Source organism: Paraburkholderia sp. JPY419, assembly GCF_050435705.1.
GTDB lineage: Bacteria > Pseudomonadota > Gammaproteobacteria > Burkholderiales > Burkholderiaceae > Paraburkholderia > Paraburkholderia youngii.
In genome coordinates, this window is sequence record NZ_JBNDKV010000002.1 from 535,219 (window position 1) to 548,308 (window position 13,090).

A 13,090-nucleotide genomic window follows, 5' to 3' on the forward strand; every position below is an offset into this window, starting at 1 on the left:
TGCGCTTGCCCCGCATCCATCGCAACCGCACACGACCATCACCATGAAAAATCTGCTTCTGAAACTTTGCGCCGCGGCGCTCGTCGCAAGCTCGGCCGCTGCGGCGAACGTGCAGGCCGCCGACCTGCACGTCATGAGCTCCGGCGGCTTCACCGCCGCGTACAAGGTGCTCGGCCCGAGGTTCGCGTCCCAGACTGGCAACACGCTCGACACCTCGCTCGGGCCCTCGATGGGCAAATCGCCCGAAGCGATCCCCAACAGGCTCGAGCGCGGCGAGCCCGCGGACGCCGTCATCATGGTCGGCTACGCACTCGACGAGCTGATCAAGCAAGGCAAGGTCATCCCCGGATCGCGGGTAGAGCTGGCCGATTCGCGCATCGGCATGGTCGTGCGCGAAGGGGCGGTGAAGCCCGACATCGGCTCCCCCGAGGGCCTCAGGCAGACCCTGTTGCGGGCGAAGTCGATCGCCTACTCGGACAGCGCGAGCGGCGTCTATATCGAGCGAGAGCTGTTCAAGAAGCTGGGCATCGAGGATCAGGTCAGGTCGAAGGCGAAGATGATCCCGCGGATTCCGGTGGCGTCGGTGGTGGCAAACGGGGACTACGAAATCGGCTTCCAGCAGGTGAGCGAATTGCTGCCCGTCCAGGGCGCCACGTTCGTCGGCAAGATTCCCGAGTCTCTGCAGTCCGTCACGCGCTTCGCCGCCGGCATTCCCGTCGGTGCGCGGCATCCGAAGGAAGCGAAAGCGCTTCTCGACTATCTTGCTTCACCCGATGTGCAAGCGGAAGTGAAATCGACCGGGCTCGATTCCGTCCCGGCGCATTGAGGCAGAAACACGGGAAGGCTTGTCTCAGCCAGCATTCACGTCACCGCAAGGCGTCTGTCGCGGGATCATTCGCGACGTCCGGGCGGGCTGGCTCGGGCGCCCTGAGCATCTGTGCGAGACGTGCTCGATCGCACGCGCCTTCCCACATCGAAACGAAGATCACTGCGCACGCGTTGCTGATGACGCTCGTCAGCGCCCGCGCCTCGGACATGAAGCGGTCGATGCCCACCAGCAGCGCCGCCCCGGCAACCGGCAAGTCCGGAATCACCGTAAGCGTAGCGACGAGCGCGACCAGCCCGCTGCCGGACACGCCGGCCGCGCCCTTGGAAGTGAGCAGCATGACGGCGAGCATCGTCGCGGTCTGAGACGCCGATAGCGGCACATCGCACGCCTGAGCGATGAACATCGAGGCGAGCGTCAGATAGATCGCGGTGCCGTCCAGATTGAACGAATAGCCCGCGGGCAGCACGAGCCCGACGACGCCCTTGTCGCAACCGAGCGCCTCCAGCTTCCCGATCAAACGCGGCAGCACCGGCTCCGTCGACGATGTCGCGAGAACGATGAGCAATTCCTCGCGCATGTAGCGCAGAAGTCGCCAAAGCGCGAAACCGTGCAGCCGCGCAAGCGGCGCGAGCACCAGCGCAACGAACATCACGCATGCGACGTAGAACGACACCATCAGCATGCCGAGCGAGCCGACCGAGCGGATGCCGAAGCGGCCCACCGTGAACGCCATCGCGCCGAACGCTCCGAGCGGAGCGAGCCGCATGATCGTCGCGAGGACGCGAAACAGGATCTGGGCGACGCCGTCGATGAGCGCCAGCACGGGCCGGCCGGCCTGCGGATATGAATTCAGAGAGAAGCCGAACAGCAGCGAGAGCAGCAGCACCGGCAGCACCTCGCCCTTCTCGAAGGCCCCGAGCATCGTCTCCGGGATCACGCTCAACCCGAACGCCACGAGTCCGCCCGCCTGCGCGTGCTTCGCATATTGCGCGAGGATGCTCGAATCGAGATGATGTACGTCGATGTGCATGCCCGCGCCGGGTCGCAGCACGAACGCGATGCCGAGTCCGAACACGAGCGCGACGGCCGTCAGGCAATAAAAAAGCGCCAGCGCCCGGATGATCGTGCGTCCGATGGCCTTCCCGCTGGCGAGCGACGTAATGCCCGAGACGATCGTGCAGAAGACGATCGGCGCGACCATCATCCGCACGAGCCCGAGAAACGCGTCGCTGAGCGGCTTGAGCAGCGCGCCCGTTGCCGGCCAGAAATGGCCGAGGATCATGCCGAGCACCATGGCCAGCAGGACTTGCACATAGAGCGGACGAAGCGGTCTTGCCAACCTCACGATGCGGACTTCCTTCCTGTCTTGACTGTCGCCGTTACGTTATTGCCCACGGCATCACCGCTTGCGGCTCCGGCGCGCTTCATCTCGATGATCGTCCGATGAAACTCCTGGGCGGCCGGTGTGAGCGGCCGTCCGCGCCGTCTTACGATTCCCACGCGTCGTCTCACCACCGGTTCGACGAGCGGCACGCTCGTGAGGATCGGGTGGTCATGTCCGGGCATGGCCATCGACGGCACGGCGGCGACGCCGAGCCCCGCTTCGATTAACCCGAGCATGGTCGTCACGTGTCGCGTCTCGCAGACGCTCGGCGCACGTGGCGCGACGCTCGAGAGCGCCTGGTCGAGCAACAGACGGTTGCCGGAAGTCTTGTCGACCGAGACGTAATCGTGCTCGTAAAGCTCGGTCCAGGTCACGCGCTTCTTGCGTGCGAGGGGATGATCGCGGCGGCAAGCAGCAACGAACCGCTCTTGCAGCAGGACTTTGAACTCGATCTCGGACTCTTGACTGCCCATGAAGCTCACGCCGAAATCAGCCTCGCCGCTGATGACGGCGCCAAGCACCTCGTTGGCGCTCGCATCCAGAAGCTTGACCCGGATGCGTGGAAAGCGGCGATGGTAGCTCGCGATGACGCCCGGCAGAAAGTAGTACGCCACCGATGGCACGCACGCGATAGTCACATGACCCAGGCGGCTCGATGAAACATCGCGAATGCCGAGCAGTGCGATGTCAAGGTCATCCAGCAGTTGTTCTGCGCTCGGGGCGAACACGCGGCCGACAGTTGTGAGTGTGACGCTACGCGTGGTTCGCTCGAAGAGACGCACGCCGAGCGCTTCCTCGAGCTTGTCGATCCGACGACTCAAGGCCGGTTGGGAAATGCTCACCGCCTCGGCGGCCTTGCGGAAGCTGCCCAGCTCCACCACCGCGCGAAACGCCTGCAAGTCGTTCAAGTCGAAGTTGACGCCCACGACCGGTCTCCGCATCTTGGAAACCGATTATTTTGCATTATTCAGGAGACGCGGCGATCAAAGATGCCGCGTTTGCTCGGGCGGATTGCCCCAGTCATTGTGCAACCCATCGCGATAAGTCACGGACGCACTCAACGCCGCATCGAGATCGAGTTCATCGAGACACATGATGTTGACGTTGATATACGGATACCCCGTGCCGTTCGGCATATCGATCCGATCGAATACATGGACCCCGCAGCGCCGGCAGAACGGGTGATGCGCGACCGCATTTTTCCCCTGATATTCGCTGAGCGCGGCTTCGTCCGAAAGCAGACGAAAGTCCTCCCGGCGAACCTGCACGTGCCAGAATCGCAGCCTGCTGCAATAACTGCAATTGCATTTCGACGTGCCCTTGTCGAAATCGATGCGAGCCTCGAACTTCACGAATTGGCAATGGCAGCTTCCGAGGTACGTGCGCAGCATGGGGTTCTCCGAGGTTGAGGGCCGCTGCAATTATGGACGGCACGACTTCGCGCTGCCAACGCACGAGCCGTCGCAACCCTCGCAGTAGTGGCGGTCGCGCACCGCGCGATCCACGCGCCAGACGTTAGCCTCGGCCGGCCGCGCCGTTCCCACCGAGCGGCCGTTTTCCCGCGCATGAAAGCTCGGCTCGCCCGGCCTTGCCGCGGCGAATCGCTTCATCGATGCCCGGCTCGCCGAACACCGCTTTCAGTTCGGCCACGAACGCCGCGATCTCGGGCATCGGATGCCCGGCCGGCTTGCGCACTCGCATGTCCATTCATCCGCTCCCGAAAAAAGTGCCTCTTCGCCATATCTTAAAAACGATGTAGGATACTGTATATCCATACAGGTATTTTCGCAAATGACAACCGCCCTGCCAGCACCGGAAGCCATTCACCCGTCCTTGTGGCGGGCGTCCCAGCTTGGCGCTGGCCGCGGCCGCAGCGTCGATACCGGCTATCCGGCCCTGTCGGCGGAATTGCCCGGCGGCGGCTGGCCGCTCGGCGCGCTGGTCGATCTGCTGGTGCAGCAGGCCGGCGTCGGCGAACTGCGGCTGTTGCAGCCGGCGCTCAGCGCCGTCGGCGAGCGTCCGGTCGCCTTCGTGCAGCCGCCGCACACGCCGGACGGCCTCGGGCTCAACTACATCGGCCTGTCGCTGCAGCAGGTGCTGCGCATCAACGCGCCGAAAACCGCCGACGCGCTGTGGTCCGCCGAGCAGATCCTGCGCGCCGGCAGTTGCGGCGCGCTGATCTTCTGGGCGCAATACGCGCAGGCGTCGTCGCTGCGCCGCCTGCATCTGGCCGCGCAGTCGTCGGAGACGCTGTTCATCATGGTGCGGCCGCTCGCCACCGCGCAGGACGCGTCGCCCGCGCTGCTGCGGCTCGCGCTCAGGCCATCGGCCGAGGGTCTCACCATCGACATCGTGAAACGACGAGGGCCCGCTCGCGCAGAGCCCCTGTCGATTCCCCTTCAACCCACACCCGTTCTGCTTTCCCGACATGCGCGTCTTTCTCGCCGTTCATCTGCCAAAGTTGCCGCTCGAGGTCTTCAGACCGAAGTGGTCGCCTGAGCCCGCGCATGGCTGCGCGGTGCTGGAGAAAGACAAGGTGGTCATGGCCGACCCCGCCGCGCGCTCGGCAGGCGTGCGTCCCGGCATGAAGCGCGGCGGCGTGCTGACGCTGTCGCCGGAAACGGCAATGTACGAGCGCGACAGCGGCCGCGAGGCGGCGGCCCATCGCGAGGTGGGGATCGCGCTGATGCGCTTCTCGCCCGAAGTCGCGCTGCTCGATGAGGCGACGGTGGTCGTCGAGATCGGCGCGAGTCTGCGGCTCTTCGGCGGCCTGCTCGCGCTGTGTCGCGACGCCAAGGCCATCCTCGATGCGCTCGGCTTCACCGCGCGCATCAGCGCCGCGCCGACCGGCCAGGGCGCGTGGCTGCTCGCGAAGTTCGGCAACCGCCGCGTGCTGAAGCTCGCGTCGCTCGAACAGCGCCTCTCAGCGCTGCCGATGCTCGCCGTGCCCGAAGTCCGCCCGTTCGCCGACTGGTTCACGGCCCTTGGTTGCGAGCGCATCGCCGATCTGCGCCGCCTGCCCCGCGCCGGCTTGCAGCGCCGCTGCGGCGAACATCTGCTCGACTCGCTCGACCGCGCGTTCGGAACCGCGCCCGAACTGTTCGACTGGCTCGAACTGCCGCCCACGTTCTCGGCGCGCATCGAGATGCCGGACCGGCTCGAACACGCGGATGGCGCGGTGTTCGGCGCGCAGCGGCTCGTCGTGCAGCTGTGCGGATGGCTGTGCGCGAAGCAGCTTGCGGTCAGCGGCATTCGCCTGTCGCTCGAACACGAGCGCGGACGCAATGCGATCGAGCCGACCACGATCGACATCGCGCTCGGCGAGCCGACCTGGCGCGAAGAACATCTGATGCGGTTGCTGAAAGAGCGGCTGCATCGCATCGAGCTCGCCGCGCCCGTGATTGCGTTGCGGCTCGACGCATCGAACGTCGAGTCGGCCGCGCCCGCGTCCGACACGCTGTTTCCCGAACCGGGCGGCTCGCAGGAAGATCACGAGCGGCTGCTCGAACTGCTGGTCGCGCGGCTCGGCGAAGAGAACGTGCTGAAACCCGCACCGAGCGCCGATCATCGCCCGGAGATCGCGAACCGCTGGCTGCCGGTGTCGCAGCCGGTCAAACCCGAACCGCTGCCGCAGAATCTGCCGCGCCCGACGTGGATGCTCGACACGCCCGTGCGTCTGTTGATGCGCCAGCACCGTCCGTTCTATGGCTCGCCGTTGCGCATGGTGTCGCCGGGCGAGCGTATCGAGAGCGGCTGGTTCGACGGCGAGCTCGTCACGCGCGATTACTTCGTCGCGCAGGCGGACGACCAGAGCTGCTACTGGATCTACCGCGAACGCGTGAGCAGCCGCGACGCGGAAGAAGAGCAACGCTGGTTCCTTCATGGCCTGTTCGGCTGACAGGCGCGGCTGATATGCGCGGATGAACGGCCATGGACACCACCTTCACGATGCTGCCGGCGTATGCCGAGCTGTTCTGCTTTTCCAACTTCACGTTTCTGCGCGGTGCGTCGCACGCTGAGGAACTGGCCGAGCGTGCCGCGCAACTCGGCTACTCCGCGCTCGCGATCACCGACGAATGCTCGCTCGCGGGAGTCGTGCGCGCGCATGTCGCGGCGAAGGAAGCGAAGCTGCCGTTCATCGTCGGTTCGTATTTCCGGCTCGTCAATGCCGATGGTTCGCCGGCCTTCGGCCTGATCCTGCTCGCCCGCAACCGCAACGGCTACGGCAATCTGTCCGAGCTGATCACGCTCGCGCGCATGCGCGCGCCCAAGGGCGAATACCGGCTCACGCCGCAGGATCTGTCGCGGCCGGAGAAGGAATATCGCCACCTGCTCGGCATGCCCGACTGCCTCGCGATTCTGGTGCCGGATTTCCCGGCCAGCGAAGACGCGCTCGACGCGCAGGTCGAATGGCTCGACGAAACCTTCACCGGCCGCGCATGGGTCGGTCTCGTGCTGCATCAACGCGCGATGGACGACATGCATCGCGGCGCGGTCGAATTCGTCGCGAAGAGCCGCGACGTGCCCGTCGTCGCGCTCGGCGAAGTCGTGATGCACGTGCGCTCGCGCAAGCCGCTGCAGGACACGATGACCGCGATCCGGGTCGGCAAGCCGGTCCATGAGTGCGGCTATGAGCTCGCGCCGAACGCCGAGCAGCATCTGCGCTCGCGGTTGCGCCTGGCCAACCTGTACCCGGAAGACGCGCTGGCCGCGACGGTCGACATCATGAGCCGCTGCACGTTTTCGCTCGATGAGCTGCGCTACGAGTATCCCGACGAGCTGGTACCGGCCGGCCATACGCCGGCCTCGTATTTGCGCCAGGAGACCTATATCGGCGCGCAGCGGCGTTTTCCGGCGGGGATCCCGCATCACGTGCAGCAGCAGATCGAGCACGAACTCGAACTGATCGCGGACCTGCAGTACGAGCCGTATTTCCTGACCGTCTATGACATCGTCCGCTTCGCGCGCAGCCAGCACATTCTGTGTCAGGGGCGCGGCTCGGCCGCGAACTCGGCGGTCTGCTACTGCCTCGGCGTGACCGAAGTGGACCCCGCGCGCGGCAACATGCTGTTCGAGCGCTTCATCAGCAAGGAGCGCGGCGAGCCGCCCGATATCGACGTCGACTTCGAGCACCAGCGGCGCGAAGAAGTGATCCAGTACATCTATCGCAAGTACGGCCGCGACCGGGCCGCGATCGCGGCGGCGGTGTCGACCTATCGTCCGCGTGGCGCGCTGCGGGAAACCGGCAAGGCGCTCGGCGTCGATCCGCAGATCGTCGATGCAGTCGCGAAGTCGCATCACTGGTTCGATGGCCGCCAGGATCTGCTCGCGCGCTTCGCGGAATCCGGCCTCGATCCGGACAAGCCGCTGATTCAGGCCTGGGCGAAGCTCGCCGCGCAACTGCTGAATTTTCCGCGCCATCTGTCGCAGCATTCGGGCGGCTTCGTAATCAGCCGCGGCAAGCTCACGCGGCTCGTGCCGGTGGAAAACGCGGCGATGGCCGACCGCTCGGTGATCGAGTGGGACAAGGACGATCTCGAATCATTGGGCTTGCTGAAGGTGGACGTGCTCGCGCTCGGCATGCTGTCCGCGATCCGGCGCACACTCGACCTCGTTTCGGAACAGCGCGGCGAACGTTTCGAAATGCAGGACATTCCGTCTGAAGATCCGGCGACCTACGCGATGATTTCAGCCGCCGATACGGTCGGCGTGTTCCAGATCGAATCGCGCGCGCAGATGAGCATGCTGCCGCGCATGCGGCCACAGACGTTCTACGACCTCGTGATCGAAGTCGCGATCGTGCGGCCGGGTCCGATTCAGGGCGGCGCCGTGCATCCGTACCTGCAGCGCCGCCAGGGCTTCGAGCCCGTCACCTATCCGAGCGACGCGTTGAAGACCGCGCTGGGCCGCACGCTCGGCGTGCCGATCTTCCAGGAGCAGGTGATGCAGGTGGCGATTCTCGCGGCCGGCTTCACGGCCGGCGAAGCCGACCAGCTGCGGCGCGCGATGGCCGCGTGGAAACGCAAGGGCGGGCTCGAAAAATACTATGACCGCATCGTGCTCGGCATGCAGGAGCGCGGCTACGACCAGGCCTTCGCCGAGGCGATCTTCGAGCAGATCAAGGGCTTCGGTGAATATGGCTTCCCCGAAAGTCACGCGGCCAGTTTCGCGCTGCTCGTCTATGCGAGCAGCTGGCTCAAGTGTCACGAACCGGAGGCATTTCTCGCCGCGATGCTGAACAGCCAGCCGATGGGCTTCTATTCGCCGTCGCAACTGGTTCAGGATGCGCAGCGGCACGGCGTCACGGTGTTGCCGGTCGATGTGACGGTGAGCGGCTGGGACTCCTCGCTCGAACCGCGTGCGGGGGCGATGCGCCCCGCCGTGCGGCTCGGTCTTTCGCTGCTGCGCGGCATGAAGGACGGCGCCGCCGAACGGATCGAGAACGCGCGCGCGGTTCGTCCGTTCGCGAGCGTCAACGATCTCGCGCGCCGCGCGCAGCTCGACCGCAAAGACCTGCATGCGCTCGCGGATGCGAATGCGTTGGCAGCGCTCGCGGGAAACCGCCGCGAAGCGCTGTGGCAGTCGGTCGCCGCGGTGCCGGACAAGGACATGCTCGCGGCCGCGGCGACTCAGGACGAAACGCCCGAACTGGGCGCACCGACCGAAGCGCACGACATCGTCGCCGACTACCGCTCGCTCGGCCTGACGCTGAACCGCCATCCGCTGGAACTGCTCAGGCCGCAGTTGCTCGCGAACCGCCTGATGCCGGCCGCGACGCTGCGGACCTATCGCGACGGCCGCCTCGCGCGCGCCTGTGGACTGGTGACGGTGCGTCAGCGACCTGGCACGGCCAAGGGCGTCGTATTCGTCACGCTCGAAGACGAGACGGGTAACGTCAACGTGATCATCTGGCCGGGCCTGCTCGAAAAACAGCGCAAGGAAGCGTTGGGCGCCACGCTGCTCGCCGTGTACGGCACGTGGCAGTGTCAGGGAGAAGTACGGCACCTCGTCGCGCAGCGGCTCGTCGATATGTCTCATCTGCTGGGCAAGTTGCAAACGACGAGCAGAAACTTCTGCTGACGCGAGCGCGCGAATGCGTATCATCGGAACAGCAAACGGAGGGCATCCATGTGCTATTCGGCTCAGATTCTGGCGGACTACCGGCGCTATGTCCGCATGTTCGGCGCGCAGATGAGCATCGAGGAATTCGCGCGTCTTTTCTTCGAACGCGCTGAGGACGGTCAGGCCAGGATTCCCAAAGCGATGGAAGACGCCTTCTCGGAACCGCAGTCCGACGCGGAACGGCAAGTCTGGGCGCTGATCGAACGCTTCCGGTCGCAGCAGACCGTGAAGCTCGAACAGGAACTGTTCAAACAGCGCACCCGCTTCGCCGATGCCGAGCGCTCCTTGCAGACCAAAGTCACCAAGGCGGCGACCGAGAGCCAACGGATCGCCAAAGACAAGATCGACCGCACGCTCGAACGGCTCGACGACCTCCGCCGGGTCGATCCCAAAGCAGCCGACTCGCGCATCTTTCCAGGCTACTACGCGCCGGTACTGGTGATGGAAAACGGCCAGCGCGTGGTCAAGCCGATGCGCTATCAGTGCCGCCTCGCCGGCAAGCCCGCATCGTACGACACCCGCTATCCGGGCACGTACAACGCTCGTCGGGACAGTCTCGAAGGTTTCTGGAAAACGCTATTCGGCTACTCGCATGGACTCGTGCTGGCCAGTTCGTTCTATGAGAACGTATCGCGCGCGCGGATGGAAGGCCGTGAACTGGCGCCCGGCGACAAAGATGAAAATGTCCAGCTGGAGTTCAGCCCCAACCCGCCCCACGACATGCTGGTCGCATGCTTATGGTCCCGCTGGAGCGGCAAAGGCGAGCCCGATCTCTTGTCCTTCGCGGCTATCACCGATGATCCGCCACCCGAGGTTGCCGCCGCCGGCCATGATCGCTGCATCATTCCGATCAAGCCCGAGCATATCGACGCGTGGTTGAATCCCGATCCGCACGATCTGGCAGCGTTGCACGCGATTCTCGACGATCGGGACCGGCCGTTTTACGAACATCGGATCGCAGCCTGATACCAGAGGCGGTTTTCCGGGCCGCGCAATACGGTGTCGGATCATCCTTGCAATCTTCGCGCAGTAACATATTCTGCGTTATGAATCTTCGTCGGCTGGCAAAAAATACGCGGTCGCAGAGGTTCGCGAACAGGTGCGATCCGGACCCCGTCAATCATCGAAGCGCCTGCGCAACGCGCCCACCACTTGCACCATGCGCATACGCACGCCACGGACCGCGCCGAGGTCGCCGACTGGGTTTGGCCCTTCTGAACCTCACGCGCAGCACGCACCGGGGGAAAGCTCCATGGATGACGCTCCCACCACGACCACGCCGCAAAGCACGGATGCGGCGCGCACCGGCCTGAGCGCCGCCGCGCTGCAGCGCGGCGTGCTCGACAATCTGCTGTGCCTGCTCGGCCGCTATCCGGCCATCGCTTCGCCGCACGACTGGTATATGGCGCTCGCCTACAGTGTGCGCGACCGCATGCTGGCGCGCTGGGCAGCCTCCGTCCAGACCTACGCCGTCAGCGATTCGCGCGTAGCTTGCTACCTTTCCGCCGAATTCCTGATCGGCCCGCAACTCGGCAACAACCTCGCCAACCTCGACATCGAGGCCAACGCGCGTGAAGCGCTGGCCTCGCTCGGCGTCGACCTCGATACGCTGCTCGAGATCGAGGAGGAACCGGGGCTCGGCAATGGCGGGCTGGGCCGGCTCGCGGCCTGCTATCTGGATTCGCTCGCGACGCTGGAAATCCCGGCCATCGGCTATGGCATCCGCTACGAATTCGGCATCTTCGACCAACTGATTCGCGACGGCTGGCAGGTCGAAACCACCGACAAGTGGCTGCAAAGAGGCAATCCATGGGAGATCGTGCGCGCCGAGGTGGCGTACTACGTCGGCTTCGGCGGCAGCACGCACAACGAAATCGATGCACGCGGGCATCTGCGTGTGCGCTGGACCCCCACGCGGCAGGTCAAAGGCGTAGCCTGCGACATCCCGATGCTGGGCTATCGCGTCAACACCTGCAACACCTTGCGGCTGTGGAAAAGCGAAGCGGTCGAGTCGTTCGACCTGCAAGACTTCAACGCCGGCGACTATTACGAGGCCGTCAACGAAAAGGTCATCTCCGAGACGCTGTCGAAAGTGCTGTATCCGAACGACGAGCCGGAGATCGGCAAGCGCCTGCGGCTCGCGCAGCAATACTTCTTCGTGTCGTGCTCGCTGCAGGACATGCTGCGCCTGCTCGAAATCAAGGGCGAACCGCTCGGACACTTCGCGGATCTGTTCAACGTGCAGCTGAACGACACGCACCCGTCGATCGCGGTCGCCGAGCTGATGCGTCTACTGGTGGACGACAAGGAGCTGCCGTGGGACGAGGCCTGGGACATCACACGGCGCGCGCTCGCGTACACCAATCACACGCTGCTGCCCGAGGCGCTCGAAACCTGGGGGCTGCCGCTGATGCGCAACCTGCTGCCGCGCCTGCTCGAAATCATCTACGAGATCAACCGGCGTTTCCTCGACGAGGTCCGGCAACGCTTTCCGGGCGATGAAGCGCGCCTCGCACGCATGTCGCTGATCGACGAGCGCGGAGACAAGCTCGTGCGCATGGCGCATCTCGCGACCGTCGGCGCCCACGCGATCAACGGCGTGGCCGAACTGCATTCCGGGCTGCTCAAGCAGACCGTGCTGCGGGACTTCGCCGAATTGTGGCCCGAGCGCTTTCACAACGTCACGAACGGCGTCACGCCGCGCCGTTTCATGCTGCTTTGCAATCCGGGGCTCGCGCGGCTGCTCGACGAGACCGTCGGCGCTGGCTGGGTCACGGATCTCGCGCGATTGCGCAAGCTCGAAGCCTATGCCGACGACGCCGCGTTCCAGCAGCGTTGGCGTAGCGTGAAGCAGTCGAACAAGGCGGTGCTCGCCGAGCATATCCGCCGCGTCACGGGCATCGGCGTCGATACTGCCGCGCTGTTCGACGTGCAGGTCAAGCGCATCCACGAATACAAGCGGCAACATCTGAACGCGTTGCTGATCGTCACGCTGTACCGGCGCCTGCTGCGCGATCCGCAACTCGCGCTGACGCCGCGCTGTTTCGTCTTCGGCGGCAAGGCCGCGCCCGGCTATGTGATGGCCAAGCTGATCATCCGTTTGATCAACGGCATCGCCGAAGTGGTGAATAACGACCCGGTGGTGAACGGCCGGCTGAAGGTCGTGTTCTATCCGGACTTCAACGTGAAGAATGCCCACTTCATGTACCCTGCCGCCGATCTGTCCGAGCAGATTTCGACGGCCGGCAAGGAGGCGTCTGGCACCGGCAACATGAAGTTCATGATGAACGGCGCGCTGACGATCGGCACGCTCGACGGCGCCAACGTCGAAATCCGCGAAGAAGTCGGCGACGAAAACTTCTTCCTGTTCGGCCTGACCGCCGACGAAGTGGCAGGCGTGAAGCGCGCGGGTTATCACCCCGCGGACTACGTGAAGGACAACGCGGAACTGGGCGAAGTACTGCAACTGATCGCCGACGGTCATTTCTCGCGCGGCGACCGTGAGATGTTCCGCCCGCTCATCGACAATCTGCTGCACGCGGACCCGTTTCTCGTGCTCGCCGATTACGCCGCTTACGTGGCGCGTCAGGACGACGTCAGCGCCGCCTGGCAGGACACGCGGCGCTGGACCCGCATGTCGATCCTGAACACCGCGCGCTCGGGCAAGTTCTCCTCCGACCGGGCCATCGGCGAATACTGCAAGAAGATCTGGAGGATCTGCCCGATAAGGATCACCCTTGACCAATGACCGTGAA

General features: G+C 65.0%; 9 protein-coding genes and 1 pseudogene. 6 read left to right on the forward strand and 4 right to left on the reverse strand.

Translation table 11 applies throughout. The features are described from left to right. The first annotated feature begins 43 nt into the window (after nucleotides 1–43). The gene (locus QFZ91_RS08710; protein WP_429566988.1) at nucleotides 44–826 is read left to right on the forward strand and encodes a substrate-binding domain-containing protein; all 783 of its coding nucleotides are present in this window, start codon (nucleotides 44–46) and stop codon (nucleotides 824–826) included. 40 nt (nucleotides 827–866) lie between these two features. Here QFZ91_RS08710 and dctA read toward each other — a convergent pair whose 3' ends face one another. The 4 genes and pseudogenes from dctA to QFZ91_RS08730 all read right to left on the reverse strand — a co-directional run bounded on the left by dctA (nucleotide 867) and on the right by QFZ91_RS08730 (nucleotide 3,920). Continuing rightward, the gene (dctA, locus tag QFZ91_RS08715; protein WP_429566989.1) at nucleotides 867–2,174 is read right to left on the reverse strand and encodes a C4-dicarboxylate transporter DctA; all 1,308 of its coding nucleotides are present in this window, start codon (nucleotides 2,172–2,174) and stop codon (nucleotides 867–869) included. Next, on the reverse strand, nucleotides 2,171–3,139 hold the full coding sequence (locus QFZ91_RS08720; RefSeq protein ID WP_429566990.1) for a LysR family transcriptional regulator: 969 nt from the start codon (nucleotides 3,137–3,139) through the stop codon (nucleotides 2,171–2,173). Before QFZ91_RS08720 ends, dctA begins: the two co-directional genes overlap by 4 nt. A gap of 57 nt (nucleotides 3,140–3,196) precedes the next feature. Then, nucleotides 3,197–3,604 carry a GFA family protein gene (locus QFZ91_RS08725; protein ID WP_429566991.1) on the reverse strand — a complete coding sequence of 136 codons (408 nt, stop codon included), beginning with the start codon at nucleotides 3,602–3,604 and terminating at the stop codon, nucleotides 3,197–3,199. Between the two features lie 30 nt (nucleotides 3,605–3,634). After that, nucleotides 3,635–3,920, reverse strand: a pseudogene (locus QFZ91_RS08730) (hypothetical protein). Between the two features lie 84 nt (nucleotides 3,921–4,004). On the opposite strand from QFZ91_RS08730, the gene imuA reads away from it, so the two are divergent. The 5 genes from imuA to QFZ91_RS08755 all read left to right on the forward strand — a co-directional run bounded on the left by imuA (nucleotide 4,005) and on the right by QFZ91_RS08755 (nucleotide 13,083). Beyond that, entirely contained in the window at nucleotides 4,005–4,712 is a 708-nt protein-coding gene (gene imuA / locus QFZ91_RS08735; RefSeq protein ID WP_026228047.1) for a translesion DNA synthesis-associated protein ImuA, read from the forward strand. Further along, nucleotides 4,642–6,111, forward strand: a complete 1,470-nt coding sequence (locus tag QFZ91_RS08740) for a Y-family DNA polymerase (RefSeq protein ID WP_429566992.1) — start codon at nucleotides 4,642–4,644, stop codon at nucleotides 6,109–6,111. The genes imuA and QFZ91_RS08740 overlap by 71 nt, the downstream gene beginning before the upstream one ends. A 32-nt stretch (nucleotides 6,112–6,143) precedes the next feature. Next, entirely contained in the window at nucleotides 6,144–9,293 is a 3,150-nt protein-coding gene (locus QFZ91_RS08745) for an error-prone DNA polymerase (protein WP_429566993.1), read from the forward strand. A 48-nt stretch (nucleotides 9,294–9,341) separates the two neighbouring features. Beyond that, complete coding sequence (locus QFZ91_RS08750; RefSeq protein WP_429566994.1) at nucleotides 9,342–10,301, forward strand: SOS response-associated peptidase family protein; 960 nt, start codon at nucleotides 9,342–9,344, stop codon at nucleotides 10,299–10,301. Between the two features lie 286 nt (nucleotides 10,302–10,587). Beyond that, on the forward strand, nucleotides 10,588–13,083 hold the full coding sequence (locus tag QFZ91_RS08755; RefSeq protein ID WP_429566995.1) for a glycogen/starch/alpha-glucan phosphorylase: 2,496 nt from the start codon (nucleotides 10,588–10,590) through the stop codon (nucleotides 13,081–13,083). Nucleotides 13,084–13,090 lie beyond the last annotated feature (7 nt).

Bases quoted from the DNA above. Each gene is read 5' to 3' on its own strand.
- QFZ91_RS08755 (WP_429566995.1), top strand. From the start codon at position 10,588: ATGGATGACGCTCCCACCACGACCACGCCGCAAAGCACGGATGCGGCG.
- QFZ91_RS08745 (WP_429566993.1), top strand. From the start codon at position 6,144: ATGGACACCACCTTCACGATGCTGCCGGCGTATGCCGAGCTGTTCTGC.
- QFZ91_RS08750 (WP_429566994.1), top strand. From the start codon at position 9,342: ATGTGCTATTCGGCTCAGATTCTGGCGGACTACCGGCGCTATGTCCGC.
- QFZ91_RS08725 (WP_429566991.1), bottom strand. From the start codon at position 3,604: ATGCTGCGCACGTACCTCGGAAGCTGCCATTGCCAATTCGTGAAGTTC.
- QFZ91_RS08710 (WP_429566988.1), top strand. From the start codon at position 44: ATGAAAAATCTGCTTCTGAAACTTTGCGCCGCGGCGCTCGTCGCAAGC.
- QFZ91_RS08740 (WP_429566992.1), top strand. From the start codon at position 4,642: ATGCGCGTCTTTCTCGCCGTTCATCTGCCAAAGTTGCCGCTCGAGGTC.
- imuA (WP_026228047.1), top strand. From the start codon at position 4,005: ATGACAACCGCCCTGCCAGCACCGGAAGCCATTCACCCGTCCTTGTGG.